At 57.2% G+C, this 21,115-nt stretch carries 15 protein-coding genes; 8 read left to right on the forward strand and 7 right to left on the reverse strand.

The window, feature by feature from the left end; translation table 11 throughout:
* Positions 1-28 precede the first annotated feature (28 nt).
* From I7X12_RS12395 to I7X12_RS12410, 4 genes are all read right to left on the reverse strand, one after another.
* On the reverse strand, positions 29-4,762 hold the full coding sequence (locus I7X12_RS12395) for a DUF5797 family protein (protein WP_198060390.1): 4,734 nt from the start codon (positions 4,760-4,762) through the stop codon (positions 29-31).
* Positions 4,763-4,917: 155 nt separating this feature from the next.
* On the reverse strand, positions 4,918-5,670 hold the full coding sequence (locus I7X12_RS12400) for a DUF6339 family protein (RefSeq protein ID WP_198060391.1): 753 nt from the start codon (positions 5,668-5,670) through the stop codon (positions 4,918-4,920).
* The gene (locus tag I7X12_RS12405) at positions 5,667-6,674 is read right to left on the reverse strand and encodes a hypothetical protein (RefSeq protein WP_198060392.1); all 1,008 of its coding nucleotides are present in this window, start codon (positions 6,672-6,674) and stop codon (positions 5,667-5,669) included. The genes I7X12_RS12400 and I7X12_RS12405 overlap by 4 nt, the downstream gene beginning before the upstream one ends.
* Positions 6,674-8,587: a hypothetical protein gene (locus tag I7X12_RS12410; RefSeq protein ID WP_198060393.1), complete on the reverse strand. Its 1,914-nt coding sequence runs from the start codon at positions 8,585-8,587 to the stop codon at positions 6,674-6,676. Before I7X12_RS12410 ends, I7X12_RS12405 begins: the two co-directional genes overlap by 1 nt.
* A gap of 258 nt (positions 8,588-8,845) precedes the next feature.
* Here I7X12_RS12410 and I7X12_RS12415 point away from each other — a divergent pair, with 258 nt between their 5' ends.
* On the forward strand, positions 8,846-9,199 hold the full coding sequence (locus tag I7X12_RS12415) for a hypothetical protein (protein ID WP_198060394.1): 354 nt from the start codon (positions 8,846-8,848) through the stop codon (positions 9,197-9,199).
* Positions 9,200-9,325: 126 nt separating this feature from the next.
* Here I7X12_RS12415 and I7X12_RS12420 read toward each other — a convergent pair whose 3' ends face one another.
* From I7X12_RS12420 to I7X12_RS12430, 3 genes are all read right to left on the reverse strand, one after another.
* Complete coding sequence (locus I7X12_RS12420; protein ID WP_198060395.1) at positions 9,326-10,024, reverse strand: DUF6339 family protein; 699 nt, start codon at positions 10,022-10,024, stop codon at positions 9,326-9,328.
* A gap of 1 nt (position 10,025) precedes the next feature.
* Entirely contained in the window at positions 10,026-10,976 is a 951-nt protein-coding gene (locus I7X12_RS12425; protein WP_232342819.1) for a hypothetical protein, read from the reverse strand.
* Between the two features lie 77 nt (positions 10,977-11,053).
* Positions 11,054-12,634 carry a hypothetical protein gene (locus I7X12_RS12430; RefSeq protein ID WP_232342821.1) on the reverse strand — a complete coding sequence of 527 codons (1,581 nt, stop codon included), beginning with the start codon at positions 12,632-12,634 and terminating at the stop codon, positions 11,054-11,056.
* 539 nt (positions 12,635-13,173) lie between these two features.
* On the opposite strand from I7X12_RS12430, the gene I7X12_RS12435 reads away from it, so the two are divergent.
* The 7 genes from I7X12_RS12435 (at position 13,174) to I7X12_RS12465 (ending at position 21,017) form a co-directional block, all read left to right on the forward strand.
* Positions 13,174-14,283, forward strand: coding sequence for a DNA cytosine methyltransferase (locus I7X12_RS12435; protein ID WP_198060398.1), 1,110 nt, complete (start codon positions 13,174-13,176; stop codon positions 14,281-14,283).
* A gap of 255 nt (positions 14,284-14,538) precedes the next feature.
* Positions 14,539-15,315 carry a hypothetical protein gene (locus tag I7X12_RS12440; RefSeq protein WP_198060399.1) on the forward strand — a complete coding sequence of 259 codons (777 nt, stop codon included), beginning with the start codon at positions 14,539-14,541 and terminating at the stop codon, positions 15,313-15,315.
* Between the two features lie 27 nt (positions 15,316-15,342).
* The gene (locus I7X12_RS12445) at positions 15,343-15,969 is read left to right on the forward strand and encodes an HhH-GPD family protein (RefSeq protein ID WP_198060400.1); all 627 of its coding nucleotides are present in this window, start codon (positions 15,343-15,345) and stop codon (positions 15,967-15,969) included.
* On the forward strand, positions 15,945-17,207 hold the full coding sequence (locus I7X12_RS12450) for a DNA cytosine methyltransferase (RefSeq protein ID WP_232342822.1): 1,263 nt from the start codon (positions 15,945-15,947) through the stop codon (positions 17,205-17,207). The genes I7X12_RS12445 and I7X12_RS12450 overlap by 25 nt, the downstream gene beginning before the upstream one ends.
* A gap of 148 nt (positions 17,208-17,355) precedes the next feature.
* A complete protein-coding gene (locus I7X12_RS12455; protein ID WP_198060401.1) occupies positions 17,356-19,287 on the forward strand; it encodes a hypothetical protein in 1,932 nt (643 codons plus the stop codon).
* Between the two features lie 223 nt (positions 19,288-19,510).
* Positions 19,511-20,320 (forward strand): hypothetical protein, encoded by an 810-nt coding sequence (locus tag I7X12_RS12460; RefSeq protein WP_198060402.1) that lies wholly within the window; start codon positions 19,511-19,513, stop codon positions 20,318-20,320.
* On the forward strand, positions 20,313-21,017 hold the full coding sequence (locus tag I7X12_RS12465) for a DUF6339 family protein (RefSeq protein WP_198060403.1): 705 nt from the start codon (positions 20,313-20,315) through the stop codon (positions 21,015-21,017). The genes I7X12_RS12460 and I7X12_RS12465 overlap by 8 nt, the downstream gene beginning before the upstream one ends.
* The last annotated feature ends 98 nt before the right edge of the window (positions 21,018-21,115 follow it).

The following is a 21,115-nucleotide window of genomic DNA, read 5'->3' on the forward strand; positions in this document are numbered from 1 at the left end:
AAAACACGACCATTGAATTCAGGGCGATCTATATCTCAGAGCCACCGACCCACGTCCACTCCCAGGTTCCTTGTGCTTGTTCCACGAGGTCCCGTGACTCTGCTTCTTGGAGAACGGGTCTTATCGTCTTCTTCCAACCGTTCCGGTACGACGGACCGTCGGCGTCTATTTTTTCGGTAACCTCACTTACAACTTCGTGACCGGTCCCGGTCCAACCACGCTTGAGTAGCAGGAGTGCTTCTATCCCAGCCCGTTCACGCTCGGTCTCGTCGTCTAACGCACCGAGTGGTCCCCACGACTCGGATACCGTCTCTACGATCTCTCTAGCCCACTCGACAGTATCTGCCTCGGGATCGGACTCTCGGTGGGCACCTTCTATTGACCCAAACCGGCTCACGAAGGTCGTGGCCGTATGGTCGGAGAGCTCGTCAATGTTCCTCGCTGTCGGTGTATGCCCTACCCGATCGGTGAGACCCGCGAGTGTAGCGAGCAATTCGTCGTCGTAATCTTCTGGGTGACCCCACGCTTCGTCTATATCACAGCCGATATTCGAGAGCGCTGCTTCCCACGAGCCGAACTCGTCGATATACGCTGACGGAGAGAATCGACCGTAGTTGCTGATGTCTGCCGGCCGGGGCGGATGGCCGAACTCGTCGTACAAGCGTCTCAAATCGTCGCCGAGGAGCGTGCGTCGTTGGAGGTCTCGCTCTGGTTGGAGTCGTTCTTCCACAACCACTGGGCTCTCGTCTCCTTCGGCTTCGCGAACGTCGTCTATACCAGTCTCTCCGTCGGTCTCCGTGTATTCAGACTCCGTCTGTTCGGTCTCGGCTGGTTCTCCTTCCGCTTGCAAATCAGGGAAGACATCCTCAACGCTGGAGTCGATTACGTCCAAGATGTGGAGCGTGGGAAACAGGTCTAACATCCGATAGAGGGGGACGCCACTAGACGTCTCACTACGAACCTGGTCGGCAAACTGCCTCGTAGCGACCGATGCAGGATACGGAGTCACACCTCTTCCATCCGATCTGAGTTTCTCTTTGACCCGCTCCTCTACGTCTCGCCACGATTCGACCGTCGAAGCGACCCGTCCAGGGTCTAAGTCAGTATGCTCTGCTATCTTTTCGAGTGTCGGTGTCTCTCCCAACTCTTCGGCAAGGCCAGCGACAGACGCTGAGAGTTCGTCGTGGCCTGGAACGTCAGTCACGTCTACCTCCTCTCGTAGCTCGCCGGACTCAAGGCCGGCCTCTGTGACGATCTGGTCCCAGGTTCCGAGTGACGAAACCGCGTCACTCGTCATCGGAGCAAGCTGGTCGAAGACAGACGCTCGTGGTGGCTCACCGAGGATATCCGAAAGTATCTGAACGGCTGCGATCACCTCTGACGGCCTGTACTTCTCTCCAGTGTCGTCTGTCAGTGTCTGGTCCCTGAGTTTGTAACCAGCTGTCCGTAGTGCGTCGTCGAAGGAACCGAACGTGAAGATGTACGACCCGAAGGGGTATCGCGACTTACTCACGACAGTCTCCTCTGTCGGTGGATAGAGAGCGAAATCGTTCATCTCCTGCAATTCGTCGACGAGTTTCTCCCGATCCGTCTCCAAGAGACTACTGGAGTAATGATCCGGGACAGCTCCTTCGGACACCTCCTCATCGGTCCGTCCGTGCTCGGTCTCGGTATCCTCTGCTGACTCAGATGGTGAATCGTCCCTTGCATCTTCGGTGGACGAACCCCCAGGACTCGGCCCCTCCTGATCGTCGCGATCGCGCGTAAGTGTGTCCATCCGGTCTCTCGCATCGTCGGCGAGCTGCACGTCCCCGAGGCCCACGACATCGGTGAGGCCATGGGCCGAATCACTCAGATACTCGTAGACATCGGACGGGTTCTCGAAATCCCACCCCTCCACGAGTTTGTCCTTGCCGATCGGCCCGTCACTCCGATAGAGATCCAGCAGCCGATGTGCAGTCGTCTCGGGGACACTGAATTCTATCTGGACATCCTCGACGAGGCCTTCTGGCTCGTCTTCGAGGTGTGGCCCTGTATACGGAGGAGTGACACCTTTTCGGTCCATTTCGTCGTCCGAGTCGGTGTCTCCGCCTCCACCGTCTGAATCGTCGGTCGAACCGCCGTTATCGTCTTCGCCTCGGCTTTCTTCCTCGGACTCGTCTGGCTCGGCTCGGGGCTGGCCGTCGTCTGTGCCTCCCTTGAGCGGCTCGTGATCGACGAGTCCACGACCGAGTTCTGTCGCACAAACGGCGCCTTCGTCGTCACGCGTGAGGTAGTCGTCTAACTCTCCTTTTAGAACCTTCGCCAGGGCGATAGAGGAGTCTAACCCCCACAGCTCAATCAATTCGTCGTCAATGATCGGTTCGCGAGCGACAACGTCGTCGACTCTATCGAGCTGCTCTCGTGTCACGTTCTCGGGCAATTCGTCACTCTCGTCACTCGGTTCGGTTTGGTCTTCGTCCATCTCGTCAGTATTTTGTTCTGATTCTGCAGTGTCCTCGTCTTCTGTTTTCGCCCGATTTTCTGACTCGTCCTTGGACGTAGCCGATGTGGGGCTTGTTCCGGCCCACGTGAACGACGCCATTTCGTCGTCACTCTGTTCAACGACTTGGCACAGCTCAGTCAGCCGGTCCGCCGTCTCCGTCGAGTCCGCGAGTGCTTCGATGTCCCGCGGGAGCAGGTCGAACGATAGGACTCCGTTCTCTTCGAACGCTCGCAGATTCGCCTCTAAATTGTCGCCCCGATGCTGGAAATAAGGGGGTTCTTCCATCCGTTCACCGAGCAGCTCGAAAGAACAGATCCGCTCCAGGAATTGCCGCCCGTCCTCGGTCGAAAGTATCGCTCGATCGTCTGTCGGGACGCTCATCAAATGGTAGAACGAGGCATCCTTTCGGCCAGACGGGTTCCGGAGGACACGTCCGATCCGCTGGACGAGGGAGGCGTTCAGTCCGCCTTTCCCGACGTTGACGGCAACTTCAGCGTCGGGTAAGTCGACGCCCGTCCCGAGCAAGTCTCCCGGCCCGACGAGTATCGACGCTTCGCCCTCGTTGAATTCCTCGATTATCTCTTCCGTGTCGTCGGTGCGATCGGTGAGTGCCGCGAGCGCCGATCCGCCAAATTCCTCGGCCAACACCGACTCGATCCGTTCGGCGAACGAGTAACTTTGGACCAACACGACCGTTTGCTCGTCCCAGTGGTCTCGGACGATATCTACCACCGGCTCCAGTGATGGTCGTAGCTGCCACCGACGGGTCAGCCGTGAGAATGCCGCGTTCGCGAGCGTATCGAACTTCTCCGAATCGTTACGGAGTTCCCGTCCGTCGGAGGTGTTCGCAAACGCACGAAGTTCCTCGATGGTCCCGATGTCTGCTGCGGCCACGATATCGTCCAACGACTCGAAGTTCGGGCCTGCTGGTGGGCCGAAGTACTCCGCACACGTCTCGGTAACGTCTATCAACTCCTCTACGGCGTCGGCTTCCGAGGTGGGCATGTAGGTGACTTTCCAGGAGAAGTCGGCGACGATACCTTTCTTCCTCGCCTCCGGAAGCGAGAACGTGAACACCTCGTCCAGCTCGTCGTCGAGGACAGATTCGACCGTCTCGTCGCCGATCCAGCCCGCGTCGATGGACCCCGACATGGCAAGGATGTCTTCACTCTTCTCGGCGAGCGTCTCGAACGTATCACGCCACCCCCGATCCGTCGACGATCCACTCGAGTACCGGTGAGCTTCGTCTAGAATTACCAAGTCGTATCGCCCGACGAGGTCGTCACTCGCGAGCTGTTGAGACGTCTTGAACTCTACCGTCCCCCAGCTCAGGCGGATCTCTTGGCCATCGCCCGTATCCATCGCTTCGGTCCGATGCTTCGGGATGTTCATGTGGGCCGCGAACTCGTCTCGCCACTGGTTCAGGAGCAGGTTTCGTCCAGCGACGATCAGTACCTGCAGATCTCCGTCGAGGTCGAGCGGCGACTCTGGAGTGATCCTCTCTGCATCGTTTGCTGGATGTAGCCCGTCGAATTGCTGGGCGATCGTCGCCAAACCAAGGACTGTCTTCCCCGTCGCGGTCGCCATGTTGACGTATCCTCGTCGATCCTCGTCGACCCAGTCTTGGAGCGCATCCGCTTGATGTTCCCAGAGTGGGGTCGTCAACTGTGGTTCGTCTACCAACTCTAGGATGCTCTCGTTCTCGGCAGCCCGTGCCATCTCGTCTACGAGCACGTCCGTGTATTCGTCGGCTGTCGGATCGGTCAGCAGTTGGACCAACATGTCGACGACTGCTTCGGTTTCTCGAAGTGGTCTGCGGAGCGTCCCCGACTCCACCTCCTTCGTCGTGAGCTTCTCAACCAGTGCCTCTAGTGTCTTCGATAAAATCTCGGCGTTCAACTCACCAGACGTCGCCGATTGGAGTCTAAGTCGAAGTTCGGTGAGCTTGAGAACCAACCGACCAACATCTTCGCCCTCGTAGTTTTCGAGAACAGTTTCGATCTGACTCTCGGCGTCCGTCAACGCTTTCAGCCCCTCGATGTAGAAGGGCCCTGCAGCACGCGGGAAATCTGTCTTTCCGATCGTACCGCCGATGTCACTTTTCGAGTCTGTCGAGCCGATCGCTACGTCTCCGACGACATCGTACGCGGCTGTATCGATGGCTGTAGCCCACCGAGTCTTGTCATCGTCGTAGCGTTTCAGTCGTTCCTCGTAGAACTCCTCGTCTAAATCTTGGTGATCCGTGACCGAATCGACGAGCTTGTCAAGTGGATCCATTGGGAGAGGATGCTAGAGGCCTTCGGCGCTTCTGGCTGGATGATGTGTACGAGATATCTATCGACACGGTATAGATGTTTCCCCGGTTGCGTTCTCTATCGGGCGTGATAGTCCGTTTGGCGAGCACGCAGAGTCGTTCGGGTCGATCTGTGGACTCAGTCGCTCCGCTCACGTTTCATCTGCCGCTTCAGTTTCTCGACGACTTCGACACTATTGTCATCAACCCATCCCTCGGCCGGCATCATCGACAGGAGTGTAGACAACCGATCTGGCATGTCGTTGACGAGGTCCTGACTCTCGTCGGCGAACTGGTCTACGACAGCGACGACGAGGGGTTTCGACATGTGGAAGGCGTTGTCCAGAATTCTGTTCGCGAGGAAGTTGAATTCAAAAGCCTTCCGTGTCAGTTCGTACTCGTCGTCTACGTCCACGTCGACAGCCGCCTCCGTAGCAGGATCGACGTGTGTGAGTTCGGCTAGCCACCAGAGGCGGCCGATCGCGTTTGAGTAGAGGTTGTTCGCTCTCGTCTCGCCGAGGAACTTCTCGAACGCCGCAGCACGACTGTCCTCGAAGTCGAAGCGCCATCGGTAGCGAACGAAATCGTCGAACTTCACCGCTGCCAGGTAGTACCAGATCCGCTCGTCTCTGGCAGTTCGACGATCGATATCGATCTCCGCGTGAATCGTGGGAGCGAGTTTGGCGTCCATCGACGCCTCGTACTCCGGATACTCTGGGTCCACGAAGATCCCGTCGATTCGATCCTGTATCGCCCCGTAGTCGACGTCTGTTCCTTCGACGGGAATCGAATGCCGCTCAAAGAGTTCTGGCTTGATGTTCCGCTCCCCACTGATGAAATCCTCGTCTATCTCCGAAACAGCTTGCTGTTGGAGGAGTCGCAGTTCACTCATGATCTGATCCTGTCGACGAGGTCGTTCATGTCGTCACTCATTTCGAGGAACTGTTGGATGGTAGTCGACGTTTTGTTGAGTATCTCAGTCATGTCCCCGTCGGTATATTCTTGCGCCAACTCTTCGGCTGCGTCGGCTGCAGAGTCTTCGTTATACATTTCTGTCACGATTTCGTTGAGGAGGTCGCCCTGCCAATCGTGCTCTGGTTCACCTTCCTCGTCAACGTCTTCAGCAGTCCAGAGGACGAGTTCGGACAGTGCTGGGAGAAGGATACTATCCGTGTAGACGTTCATAACCTTGCCCAGCTTCCCTCTCGGACCAGTGTTCAGTGCAGCAGCGATCGGTTCGTGGTCCCGATTGACGTACAGTTTTGGAGCTTCCAGCTTGGTCTTGTCGACGACGTAGACAGCGTCGTTCGGGAACCGTTCGTCGTTGTCGCTCTCCTCGAAACTCTTGAAGATCGGGGGAAGCAGCGGACCAGACGCGTCGTCTGTCTCGTCGATGTTGACGTACCACGGCTCACCGTCTGCGAGCTCAAGACCGGCGTGAGTTCGATAGTCGCCCGATGTCTCTGCGTCTTCGATACGGACGACCAACGGCGTCACTTCGATCGTACCGTATACTTCCGTCGATTGAAACTCGATCTCGAAGTCCGTCTTCCCCGCCTCGAAGTTCTCGACGGGGACGGTTCTCCCTTCTCTGAGGTGTGTGTACTCGCATTCGACTGCGAGGACGACCTCGGCCATGGGCCCACTCTTCCACTCATCTGGCGGGAAGACAGATTCCAGAGTATCTTGGATCGTCAGCTCTCCCTGGAGCGATAGTTTCTTCCAGTCGGCTTGCCAGTTCTCGAGGAACACCTCGTTTCCTGCCTTGTCTACGTCGAACGAATTGTCGTCGTCGTCGAGCGAGAAGGTATCTATCTCTATCGAGAGTGTCGATGGAGCGTGACGCAGCGGCTCGTCGTCGATCCGTTCTCGACTCGAGCGGGTACGCTCGGGCATCAGGACTCACCACCCAGTTCGACGTTACCGTCGATTTGTAGTCGCGATCTTCCGATCCGACCACTATATGGGTCGAAATCTCCGAAGGAGCGCGAGCGGCCGCTGATATCGACACTCCGCGAACTCGCGTCACCTTCTATCACCAACACTCCGTCTTCGATGTTCACTCTGGCAACGTCTCCGTCTTTCTCGAACTCTTCGATAGCGATATCTCCCGTCTCGTTGTTCTCCTCACCGAGACTTACGATCTCGATCGTCACCCGCCAACTCTCGAACTCGTCGGCTTCGGGCGAGATCGTCCCGTCGAAATTCCACGACCCGTCTCGATACCCGAAGTCTGCGGAGACGTCGAACGCCTCCGACGATCGCACCGACTGAACCGACCTCGACTTCTTCTTGTTCCCCGTTCCGGAGCGCGGGATCTTCCGCTTCATCGAATCGATCATCCCACCCTCTTCGGTGACCTCCGATGCGACGAGATTCTGGAGGCATTTCCGTAGCTTCTTGTCGGTCAGGTCTTCGACCGTCCCGGCACAACCCCACTCGTACGTGGACTGGAGCCGAGAGTTCTTGTACCCCTTCCACTGGTCGTGTGCAGCTGGTTCGGACGTCCGTAAGAGTTCCTCTACGTCACCGTCCGCGAGTTCTAACGGCCTCTCACCCCAACCTCTCGCGTTTCCGGCGACCAAGAGACCGTAGAAATCGCTCCCGTACGACGCGGCAGCACTCATGTTGATGTAGTCCACGACCATCCCTGCGCCCCGGAAAATCGCGACTTCGTTGAGGCGGCTTCCATCGTCACCCGGACTGGGGCTCTTCGCGTAGACACTCAGACGCCCCTTCGGCTCCGTCTGTTGATCGTCCCCGATCTTCCTGTCTGGTAGGTCGAACTCGATCTCGCCCTCCACGGTGTTTCCTCTCGTTTCGAGGTCGTCGTCTGGCGAGTCTCGGCTCTCGAAACAATCGACGAACGGACGGACAGAGTCTACGTCGGAGGGGTCTACTCGGATCGCGTCGTCGTCTTCGGGCCCCTCCAGATAGACCTCCAAATTGCCCCGCTCGATAGCTGGCCAAAAGTACTCGGCCACAGACTTGCGGAACGTCGCCATCAGCTCTTCACTGTTCGAGAACTGCTCTGCAGTCGGATCTCTGAACCCGACGATCGTCGCCGTCGTACCCGTCGTTTCGTCGTCGACACTCCGGTGGGCGTAGAGTGATTCGGCGCGGTCACTCGCTTCCTCCTCCCACATACTTACGTAGCGCCCCTCGGGGTCGTCCGGGTCAAGCCGGCCGAACCAGCCGTTTCCGGAGTACAACTGGTCAGTCGTCTCGTCACGGTGATCGGGAAGTAAGGCTCGACCGACGAACCGTGGTGGCTGGTGTCCGCCCGTCTCCCTCACTGGGTTCGACGAGAAGAGAACGGTGGAGAGACCAGAGAAGGCCCAGAGGACGGTCTTCCCGACACCGTGGCTTCCGCCCTCGTCTGTATCTTTGTTGCTCCGACCCATGTCCCGGACGAGAGCGGTGTAGTTGGTTCCGTCCTCCGTCTCTAACCCGTCGAGACCTTCCGTGTTCCTGTCTTCGACCGAGAGGAGTAACAGCTCGTCTTCGTCCTCCACGTGGTCCAGATACTGATCGAGCTGACGGTCGTCTTCGACATCTCCGGCGGCACGGAGGTGGTCGTAGAGCCCAACCTCGTCGTCGTCTAACTTACAGTCGAGATCACTCAAGAACTGCTCTAGCCGCGAGCCACTGAGACTCTCGAACCGATAGTACACTTCGACGGGTTCGTCCGAGTCATCTACCTTCGCGTCGTTCGCGTTCTGGAGTGTCTCGCGGACGAACGTCGCGACATCGTTCTCGAACGCGTGTTTGGTGAGGAGATCGGCGTTCTGCTCTGCCTTGTCGCCCATCTCTTGGAAGTACCAACCTTCAGACACCCGAGCTCACCCGTTGTAATTCCTCGCTCGCATGGCCGAAAACCATAATTGAACCAATACGTATCATTAATCGATGATTCATTGCTAGTTCCTAACGGGTTAAAACCAATGGTAGGACGGATTCGTCCGATCAGACGAATAGTACCGAATCATCACACGACGTGACTATCGTGCCCGTTTCAGCGAGCTCCCGGGAGTATATTTTATATAGATCCATTCATATATCGAATCGTGACTGGAGGTCTAGAGCCGTCGGAAGAGTACGACGGCAGACTCACGGTACACGTTCTGAGAGACAGGGATAGCAAAGAAAAGATCGTCTGCCATTCGTATCGAGAGGCTATCGAGACTGTGCGACGAAAGAACGAGTCGGCAGTCGCTACTAAGATCGAAGATCGAGATGGCACGATCGTATTCTCGTCCGACGAGATCGACATTGACGACTGGGTGGTAGAGTGGGAGGACCAGATGCGAAGCCTTGCCGTCGACGTAGACGCTCACGATTGTCCGTACGGGAACGTCGCCTGTGTCTCCGACGACCTCTGTGTCCAGTGCAAGATGGACAAAGTCCAAGATCAGTACTAGAGTTCGGTCCCTCTCGAAACCGTGAGACGGTGCTACTCCACACCGACTCGAACGAGGTCAAGTCTCGGCTACTCCCGGTGCACCAAGCGAAGAATCTCTCGTTCTCACCGACCCAAACTGGCGAGTCTACTCGGACTTTACTTCGGATATGATCTGGGTGACTACGTCACGTGCGTCCTCTTCCGATAACCCTTCGAGTTGGACGTTCGTGAGCGTGTGATTGAACCGACGGGTCGCATCGTCGATGACACGGGACGGTTCGTCGGCCAGCTCGTCGCAGATAGCGACCACGGCCGGCTGGTATCGTGCGAACCAGCGGTCGAACACTTTGTTGACCATCGTTTGATTGGCGAATACGGTCTCGGTCAGGCTGTAGTCGTCCCCGTCGGCCGTCAACTCGGCGATCCACCACAATCTGTGGATAGCGTTCGAGTAGAGGTCAGAACCTGCACCGAGGAACTTCTCTCGCATCGCGTCCTCGGAGCGATACTTCCAGCGATGGCGGACCAGATCGGGATATTCGACGACGGCTAACCAGTGCCACAGTCCCGGGTCACCGGCGACACGCCGGTTGATATCCAGACACTGGTGGACATCTTGGGCGAGTGCCCCGTCGATAGCGGTTTCGTACTCCGAATACTCCCTGAGAGCGGCGTCTACCGCGTCGTCTAACGTTCCTAAGTCGGCCGTCGGATTCCCTGGAATCGGTTCGACGAACTCTTCTATCGACTCCTGCTCTATCTCTGCCTCACCCTTCAGGAACGGTTCGCTGACCAACCGCCGGCCATCTTCTGTGAGTCTACGTAGGGTCTCCTCTTCACTCATATTAGATCCTCAGTCCTTCTTCCATCAGGTTGATGAGCTGTGTCCTCGGGTCGATGTACTCCTGGAGTTCTCGGTCGATCCGCTCCATCAGGAACGGCAACGATCCCGGATCGTCGATTTCGTCGCGCAACATCCGAGTCGCTTCCGCGAGGTCCTCGACATCGTAGAGATTCCGTGCGAAGGTCTCCAAGATGGTCTCTTGCCACTCGTATTCGACGTCTCCGTTGTCGTCGATGGCTGTCCCCGCGTGGATCAACAACTGTGTCCAGACTCCGTAGCTAATCTGGTCTAAGACGACGTCGCGCATCCGTGGTTCTGCCCCTACGGATCCTCTACTCTGGAGGATATCGGTGATCCGGGGATGGTCAGAGTTGATCCACAGCTTCGGGCGGCTCTCGTTCCGAAAGTCGAGATAGTATAATTTGTCACCGTCGGGAAGATACGCCGTGCGTGAGAAGCTCGCTTCCTCACCGTCGATAGCCGGGGGCTCTTCTCCTTTCGGACGATCGACGATGATCCGATAGTCACGGCAACTCGCCAGTCGAAGATTCGACTTTGCAGCGTACTTTTTCTCACCGCTACGATCTTCTGTTCGTACGAGATACGGACAGAGCTCGACAGTGCCGCGGATATCATCTTTCTCCAACATTACACTGACGTCGTACGTTCCAGGGCCCGTCGGCGCCTCCGAGATCATGGCTCGATCTCTGTAGATGGTGTCGTGACAACGGATCGCGACGTAGAGTTTCGCAGGCGGAGAATCACGTTCGAATACAGGAAATACGTCGTTGACGGTCTTCTCCGGGATCGTCAACCGCCCATAGATCGTAACCTGATCCCAGTTGCCGACTTCCTCGTCCTCGTCTGGCTGGAGAACCGGGGCAAGATCGATTTCCTTCTGCCCAGGTAGTAGGTCTAGGTCTACAGGCTTCTTGCCGTCAACCGAGTACATCTCCAGTTCGAAATTGAGGCCTCCGCCTCGATACTCGAACGGTAACGTCGTACTTCGATGATGCTGTGAATGTCGTGTCACGCCTGATCACCTTCGGTAGTCTCGAGTTCGGCTCGGACTTCCAGCTGTGTCTCGCCGACTTCACCACTAAGCAAATTGCTTTCACTCTTCGTCCGACTATGCCCTTCGAACGTGACTTCTTTCGACGTTTCGTCGGCGATCAATCTAACGGTCCCATCCTCCGTAGTCGTCTCCACTCCCTCCGAATCGGTCGAGATCGATTCGATGGGCACGTCGTCGTACCTCGTACCGTCTTCACCGACGCCCATCATCGATATCTCGGCAGTCCAGCTCTCGAAGTCGTCGACGTTCGAAGTGATGTGGCCCGAGAACACCCACCGATCTCCGTCGAAGCGAGACGAACTATCGATCTCGAAGATTCGACCGAGGTCCGACGTACTCACTGTACGGGGGGCGCCAGTACCGTGAATCGGGAAATGGTTCAAGACGCTATCGGAGAGAGCGTCGCGACCACTGTCGTTCTTCGAGATGAGGTGGCGAAGCCCATCTCGGAGTGTACCGAACATATCGTCGAGGGCAGTTCGGAATCCTCGCTGGTACTGCTCACGAAGGTTCTCCGTCGACTCCCACTCGTCGTGCTCGGGGGGCTCGGAAAACCGTAGGAATCGATCGACTTCCTGGTCGCTCTCTGTCGCCGGACCGTCTGCTCTCGCTTCCCCGCAAGCGAGGACGCCGTAGAAGTTCCTGTCACCGAACGCGACACGGTTCTGATCGTAGTACTTGACGACCATCCCCGCGCCGCGGAACAGTGCGACCCTGTTGAGGTAGGTATCGTCGTCTGCTGGCGAAGCAAGCCGGGACGAGAGACGGACCTCGCCGTCGGGTGTCTCCGTGCCATCGGATCTAGGTGGCAGATCGACGGGGATGTCGAGTCCGGCCACGTCCCCGGGGTTCTGGAGAGTCGTTCCCTCCTCGAATCGTGCTTCGTACGATTCCACGAACGGCCGAATCGAAGGGACGTTGTCTACGTCGGCCTCTCGTGTCTCTTCGGGTGTTTCGACAGTGACTCGTAAGTCTCCACGGTAGATTGCCGGCCAGAAGTACTTGACCGAGGCCTCGACGAACTCGTCGGCCAGTTCGTCGATCTCCGGTCGCACGTCACGTGTCGGATCACGGTATTCGACGACCATCGCGCTCGTGCCGCTGACAGCCGGCCGATCGATCTGGAGGCGTTGCGCTAGTCTCGATGCCTCGTCTCCACGAAGTGCTTCGGGCCGGACGCCATCGTCGGTGTGTTGTGGCCGACAGAACCAGCCAGCACCTTGATAGGTCGTGTCGTCACCTGGTAGTTCGTGTGTAGGAAGCTTCGTCCGGGCGATGAGTCTCGGCGATTCACCGTCGTCAGATCCTGGAGGAAGTTGGGAATTGAATATAACCGTCGATGCGCCGGAGAACGTCCAGAGAACGGACTTCCCCAAGCCGTAGGACCCCCCGGCGTTGTCCTCTCGTTTACTGCTGTATAGTTCGTCGCGGACGAGCGCAGCGTAGTTAGAGTCTTGGTCCCATCCACCGGTGAGCCCCGTCGTGTTGCTATCTTCGACTACGAGAAGTCGTAGTTCTGCGTCGGGATCGCCCATCCGATCCAGGAGTCGGTCGTATCCACGCCCACGATCGGTCTGTGCGACCGCATCTAAACGATCCTGAAGGCCGTTGTTCCACTCTAACGTCTCCAAAAATCGGTCTCTCTCTTCTCCAGTCAACGTGAGGAAACGGAAGGTAACTTCTACCGGTTCTCCATTGTCTAGTCCCTGATCGTTCGCGTTCTGGAGGACTTCGCGAACGAACGATTCGGTATCGTGATCGACAGCGTGTTTGGTCGGGTCGTCGCCGTATCGTGGGGAACCGGGGCCACCGCTGAAGAAGAACCATTCAGTGTCGTCATTTAAGTGTTCTCGGCCTGTGTTCATGTGTCGAGAAACCGTCTGTTCTTACTCCACTGGGAACCTCGACCCTCATCACTGTTCCGGGTCGTGGGCACGCCCTCTGGCTCTCGAACTCTCTGAGTGGATAGTTGTGGCGAACAATAGGCTCGCCCGGAAGTGATACGCCAGACAGATCGACGTACCCCCCTCCATCGTACTGTGATTTTATATACGATCACTCGAAAATTGCCTCCATGAATATCACAGCAGTAGATCTCTTCTGTGGATCTGGTGGCCTGAGTTACGGACTAGAGCAGGCTGGCATCTCGGTTCTCGCCGGTGTGGATTGGAACGACAAAAGCAAGTTCCCCTACGAGCAGAATATCGACGCTGATTTCAAGCAATCGAAGATACAAGCCCTCTCGCAAGATCCAGAACGAGTCGCTAGAATGTTTCCCTGGGGATCCGATTTAGATGTCCTCGCGGGATGCGCCCCCTGTCAACCCTACTCTACGATGGGTCGTTCGGACGACGACACTCCTCAGAACGATAGTAAATGGGGACGGCTGAAGGACGTCAAGAAGATCATCAACTACGTTGAGCCAGACGTGGTCGTCACCGAGAACGTCCTTCAGATACGGAACGATCCGGTCTACGAGGAGTTCATCGAGTTCCTGGAGGCGGAAGGATTCTTCGTCAACAGCGACGAGAACAAGAACGTGTACTGTCCCGAGTACGGGATCCCTCAGAAGCGGAAGCGGTGGGTGGTCATGGCATCGAAGGAGGGGCCCATCTCTCTCCCGGAGCCCCTCTACACAGACGAGTCTGAATACCCGACCGTTCGCGAGACGATAGGGCATCTGCCGCCGACCGAAGCCGGTGAAGTACACCCCGATCACAAACTCCACAGGGCACGGACACTCTCCGACAAGAATTTAGAACGGATCAAGAATATCGAGCCTGGCGAAGATTGGAGTGTCTGGAAGGATGACCAGGAGCATCTCCTCGCAGAGTGTCACAAGAAGGCCAGTGGTCAGTCGTACAAAGCTCCGTACAGCCGGATGTCCCCAGACGAACCGGCCCCGACGATCACGACACAGTTCTACAACTACGGGAGTGGACGGTTCGGGCATTACGATACCGACCAAGATCGTGCGCTCTCCCTCCTAGAGGGGGCGCTCTTGCAGACGTTCCCACAAGACTACGAGTTCTACGACGACTGGGACGACGTCGGCGTCAAGAATCTTGGCCGGTTGATCGGAAACGCAGTCCCACCGTTACTGGGTGAGCACATCGGCAGAGGAATTCTCTCTCACGTCGGTGCAGAGGCACCCGCTGTACAGAGTGGCATCGCCGACGATTGAGGAAGAACAGTCTCGTACACGAAACGGGACCGTGTCTTCGAGTCGAACCATCTGAATTGACGATCGTTTCTATACGGTAATCTGTACTCGGGACACCCGACACGGTTCCCAAAGATGCCCTTTTATATCTCGACAGAAGACGTTCGAGTAGGATGTTTCGTCGGTCGATCGGAAGACACGTCTCTGTATCTCTGCCTCCGATCATTCGTGAACGGTTGTCCGATCGCTCGAGCGGGGAGTCGGGGGGCTATTCAAATGGTCACTAACACAGAGCGAGACGACGAACCCACGATTCTCCACTGCTTCGCAGACTATGGGACCGAATGTGAGGTTCTGACCAACTACGGAACGGTAATCCGTGTCGGAATCGCACCCCGCGACACCAACGAGAGTCACCCGATCAAAGCCGATGCCCATCTCAGTGGCCCGGAAAAAAACTGGCACTTCCCCATCTCCGACGACGTGACCTTCGACCTCGGTGTGTTCCACCCGGTCTGTTCGAAGTGGGCAGATACGACCAGTATCTCCGGCGAACCCGACGATCACGAAGACATGATCCCCAGTGCCCGTGAGATCGCTCGGGAGTACTGTGACCACTACGTGATCGAAAACGTTCCGAGGGCTCCGTTGAAAGATCCTATCGTCCTCAACGGGCGGATGTTCGGGCTCCCTATCGAGTACGAGCGGGCGTTCGAGACGACCTTCCGCGTTCCACAACCACCCAGGCACAAGCGATTCTGGGGTGACGACGGTCCCGAGAAGAACGCCGAGACATCGTCGTTCTTCTTCTCGGAACGGTCGAAACGGTGGTGGGCATCCGCGAAGCACTACCCAGTGAAGTCCTATCCGAAGAAGCACCTCTCGAAGAACTGTATTCCCGCCCCGTACATCCACCACCTCTGCCGTGCCTGGCTGAAGATCTACGAAGAGGAGCAGGGCGTCGCCGAGGGCCGTCGAGATTATTCTAACTACGACGAGGAGAAAGACCTCGAACGAGCGTTCGAGAACAACCGGACACTGGACGAATTTTGAATACTGGAGGAGCACGACCAACGTACCATGGACGGGTCGACAGCACGACGGTTCAGGTCGGAGTTACTGGAATGGGCGGAAGAGAACCTCCGTGAGTTTTCGTGGCGAGATCCCGACCGCTCGCTGTACGAAGTATTCGTCGCAGAGTTCTTTCTCACTCAGACACCAGCGGAGAACGTCGCTACGGTCTATCCTCGATTTCTGGATCGGTTCTCCTCTCTCGGAGCTATCGAAGAGGCCGAGGAGAGTGAACTCGCCGAGGTGATCGAGCCGCTCGGGTTCTACAACATGCGGTCAGATGCTTTGAAACAGATCGCGGACGAGCACGACACGTTACCAGAGACTGTCGACGAGCTCACCGACCTCGTCAGAGTCGGACCGTACGTCGCAAACGCCACTCTCTGCTTCGCACATGGTGAACCACTCCCCATTTTAGACCGAAACGTGGAGAGAGTTTACGATCGAGTCTTCGGTGACGAATGGCCCGATAGTCCGACAGAGCGACGGCAGTTTGCCGATCGACACCTCTCTACGGATCGTCCCCGGACTTACAACCTCGCTCTACTCGATTTCGGGGCGGCTATCTGCCAGCCAGAACCACTATGTTCCGAGTGTTTCGCGAACGGTTATTGCGAATACTATCAGGAGAGATAGATTCGTTCGACGGGGATCTTCTTCGTCGGCTAAGATGTCGAAACTACCACTCGAAGCGGAAGATCACGGTTCTCTCGCTGTCTCCTCTCGTTTTCCTGCTGGAGAAATACTTTAACCCCCACCTGCGTTACGTACCAGACGATCAGATGCACGTCTCTGCCGTCGATCTCTTCTGTGGCGCTGGCGGTATGACGAACGGGTTGGAAGCGGCTGGGATCACGGTGGAAGCTGGTCTCGACGTCGACCCGGACTGTGAGTTCCCGTACGAACACAACAACGATGCCGAATTCGTCGAATACGATATCGGCGAGCTCGCCAGAGACGAGCCCGAGAAAGTAGGGGAGTATCTGAATTCGCAAGCAGACGCGACACTCGTTGCCGGCTGTGCACCCTGCCAGCCGTTTTCGCCACTCACCCACGGCTCGGACAGCTCCGAACACGAAAAGTACGGGATGCTTGACGCGTTCCTTGAGATCGTCCGGCACGTAGAGCCCGACTTCGTGGCCATGGAGAACGTTTACGAGGTCCGGAACACCGACGTCTACGAAGACTTCGTCGACGGCTTAGACGAACTCGGATACAACCTCAATCCGGAAGAAGATCGGCGCGTCTACTGTCCCGAGTACGATATCCCACAGACCCGCCGTCGATGGATAGTACTCGCCTCCAGGGAGGGTCGTATCGATCTCGGGGATCCGATCAATTCTCACCCGGATAACTACCCGAGTGTCCGTGACTATATTGACGACCTGCCCCAATTACGGGCAGGTGAACGATCGGGAGAAGACTGGCTCCACAGTGCACGTGACCTCTCTGAGACGAACTTGGAGCGGATACGCGAGTCGAGGCCCGGTGGTACGTGGAGAGATTGGCCCGAACGTCTACAGCTCGACTGTCATAAGAAAGCGAGCGGTCAGACGTACGAATCGGTCTACGGCCGCATGAAGCCCACAGATCCGGCACCGACGATCACGACACAGTTCTACAACCTAGGTAGTGGGCGATTTGGCCACTACGATACAGAGCAGAACCGGGCGCTCTCACTCCGAGAGGGTGCTCTGCTCCAAACCTTCCCGAAGGACTATCGCTTTACCGAAGACATTGACGAGGTCAAGATCAGGAAGATCGGACGGCTCATCGGCAACGCCGTCCCCCCAAAACTCGGCGAGGTCGTCGGAAACCGGATCCAAGAGTTCCTGGAGTGGTCGGACAGACAGGCGACGGTAACCGACTTCTGACTCGAGTGTTCAGACTGCCAGGATGTTCGGAAGTTATAACACTCAGTATAACTAGCAGATTACGGTACCGTGGTTTCGATATCGCCGAGTACCGATCTGTCGCGTCGTTCGAATGTCGTCTCTTCCAATTCTACGAAAGGTGAGGATCGTGAGCGGTAGGGACATCTTGCAGGACGACGAGGTTGATTGGGTATTCCCCGATCTCCGACCGGGAGGGGCCGGACAAGGTGGAGACCTCACACAGTTCACGATGGAGGGCGAACTTGAGACGTTCGTCCGTGAGGTCCTGCAGAACGCGAACGATGCGGCGTACTCGGATCTCGACGATCCAGTCGAAGTAGACTTTCATATCCAAGAACTCACTGGTGACGAGTTGTCGGAGTTCAAGACGGCACTTCGGTGGGAGAAGTGGAAAGCCCAAGTCGAGAGCGCAGCGGACGAAGAGAACAGTCAGATCGCTAGGCGGATCGAACGGTTCGCAGAGAAGGTTGAGGACGAGGACTCCCTCAGACTCTTGACCGTCGAAGATAAGCACACTCAAGGACTGACCGGTCCCGACGAGGACAGTCCAGATAGAGGAAGTACGAACTTCTCTGCCCTCGTCCGAGACAGTCTCGAGTCGAACAAGGAGGAAGAAGCTGCAGGTGGGAAGTTCGGTCTCGGAAAGGCCGTACTCCGGATCTTTTCCGGGACTTCCACCGTCCTGTTTACCTCGGTACTGAGTGAGAACGATCCGCGTCCGGACTCACCACGACTCATCGGACGAACGAAACTCCCGCAACACTGGAAGGGTGAGACTCGCCACAACGGGCAGGGGTTCTTCGGCGACACTCGGACGTGTGAAGGAGAATATGAACCGCCCGCGTCGTTGTGGGGTGAGGAAGCAGCGTCGTTAGCCGACTCTCTGCACGTCTCGAGACCGGACCACGAAACGCCGGGGACCAGTGTAACCGTCGTCGGGTTCCGAGACCCGAGTAGGGAAGAGCCGCGTGGGACAGAGGAGCTAGCCGAAGAGATCCGTGACGAGGCAGTCAAGTGGTTCTGGCCGGCGATCTGGCGAGGGGATCTTCGTGTGCGGGCACAAACTTCGAATTCGACGTACGAAGGAACGATCGACCGTGTTCCCGATGTCGAACCGTACATCGAATGTCTTGAGTCCGAGTGCGTCAAGGAACTAGAGGAGACGGGTGATGTCGTAACCGAGTCGATCGACATCTCGATCCCAGACCGAGAGAACGGCGACGACCCGGAGATGACCGACGACGGTGAGGTGGGGCTCGCCGTCCGTTTGACGGTCGAAGACGAGCAGCGCTACACCAACAACGTCGCGCTGATCCGCGGCGCAGGGATGGTCGTCCGTTACTGGGACCGCAACAAGCTGGTCCACGGCAATCGCAACTTCCACGCCGTCACGCTAGGTGGCGAAGCGCGTGCGTGGTTAGAAGACGAAGATCCGACGAGTGACGATACGGACGTCGAGAACTTCCTAAAAGACGCAGAACCGCCAGCCCACGACGACTGGGAACAGACCGACGCGACACGAGACGACTACAAGCGCGGGACGAAACGCACCATCGATGACCTCAAGAGTGACGTAGAGGAAGCGATCAGTGACTTCGTCGGTCCGAACTTTGACCGTGGGATGCGAGGTCCACAACGGCTCGCGAATCGCTTCCCGCTGACGAATCAGGGGACGACCGAGGAGCCAGATGGGGCCGCCAAAATCGACGGTGATGCCGACATCCGCCGGAACAACGACTCTGAGCAGTGGTCGTTCTCGGCCACCGTCACGCCAGCAGACGACGACTACGAACTCGTCGAAGTCGAAATCTCGCTACCGCGGATGGCAGAGGAACGGCAGATGCAGGACGACTTCGTCCCGATCGGAACTTTCGACGAGGTCCCGTCGGGATGTGCGATGTCACGGCGAGAGAACGGGAAAGTCGTCGTGTTCAGCGTCGACGGGAATCAGGACGAGATCCAGCTCGCGGGTCACTCTGAGACGGACCCACTGGGTGTCAAGACTCGATTGAACGTCGATGGAACGGTCCGTCCTGTGGAGGTGACCGACGATGAGTAGTGGGGAGTTGCAAGGCCGCCTCGTCAGTGAGGGGTTCCCTCACAATTACCTCGATGACGCTCTGGAGTTCGAGATCGACTCCGTCCAGGTGACCGGGGATCACGACGTTGACGAGAGTGCCGATAGTGTCCAAGTCGTCCAGTCGGATCGGCGGGTCTCTGTCGTGAGCGTCCCACAGTGGGACGAGACCGAGTTGAGTGGGACCGTCGTCGTTCCGGAGAAGGTGCTGAACGGGACGCTCCCACACCACGAACGTGAAGATCCACCTATCGAACTCGTGATCGCCGTCAGATGCACCCAGACGATCCTTCGACGGCGTATCTCCGAAACGGACATCGGGATCGACGTCGACGGGGAGGGTGAGTACGAGTTCACGTTCACGATCGAGCGAGCCGAGTCTAGAGGTGATGTCGAGATCGAACCGTTCCTGGTTCGATCCGAACACCAGTCGGACGACGCAGACTACGCTGGAAGAGCAGGCGATCGCTTGGCCTCGACGGCTTCGTGGACGTTAGAGGTGGACGAAACCGACGACGACGGCGGCTTCTTACATCCACGTATCGAACCGTTCGACAGACACGACAGTTTCCCCGACGGCGAACACCTCCACTATCTCCACTTCGAAGACCCGTCGACACCCAAGCTCTATCTCAACGCGAATCACGGTCGCCTCGTCGACGTCCTCCAGAACGAGGGGACGAGAGGCGCCGATCCACGGTTCCGTGACGTCCTATACGACTACATCGAGCAGTCGATCTGGCAGCAACTACTCCTCCGAGCGGCGAACGATATCGACGAAGAGACGGGCGAGGCCAGATATCCGTGGCAAGAGGAAGTCGTCGAACTGTTTGACGACGACCTCTACCCAGATATCGACGAGACCGACGAACTCCGTCGAAAGATAGCGACCGACGCCAACTCGGGTGAGGATCTAGACGTGCTCGTTCGTCGTGTCGACTTGGCGATCCAACGCCGCATCGACCACCCGCAACGTGCTGTCGATCTCTTCCAGGAGGGCCTACACAATGACTGAATTGATGGAGTTAGACGAGGGCGGTCAGGCCTTGGTCGGCGAAGCGTTCCTGAGCGGTGACGAAGAGTTGACCCAAGAAGATCTCGGTCCGTATCTGAATCACACCGGGATCGAAGTCGATCTAACGCCGCTAGACGAGGCTGTCCAAGCAGTCCAAGAGGACTTCGAAGAAGGGGACGCGAAGATAGACCAGGCTCTCGCACAAACCGTCCACGAGACGCTCGATCTGACTCGACGGGAAGCCGCTATTACGGGCATCTGGCACTACCTGACTGTCGTCGAATATCCCGAACTAGTTCAGCATCGGTGGGGACACGTCAGTAACGTCCGAGAGAAGTACCTTGAGGGTGGAGAAGACATCTACTCGAACGCGCTCCACCGATTGTGGTGGATCGCAGAGATAACTCGTGAAGGCGACGACTACTCTCGTACAGAGGAGATCTTCGAAATGCAGGAACTTGCCAACGACGTTGCAGACCGATGGTTCGCTCGCTACGACGTGATCACGTACGCCTGCGTTGACGTGCTCAACAAAGACGAGATAGAGGAATACGACGTGTCGAATTCGAAGATCGTCAGCGAGACGACGACGAGACTTCGAGAGAAGCTCACGGTCGTCTGTGCGGAGGGGCTTGACTACCCGAAGGCAATTGAGTTGATCGCGGAGATCCGTGATGAGGTCATCAGTGAGTCTTAGTCAACGTGAAAGCGGGCACTGTCTGGTTCAGGACCTCCTCGGCTGATGTGTGGTTATTCATTAAATACAACCTACTCGCTTCTCAACGTCCCTTAACT

It is taken from the genome of Halosimplex litoreum, from assembly GCF_016065055.1.
In the GTDB taxonomy this organism is placed as follows: Archaea; Halobacteriota; Halobacteria; order Halobacteriales; family Haloarculaceae; genus Halosimplex; species Halosimplex litoreum.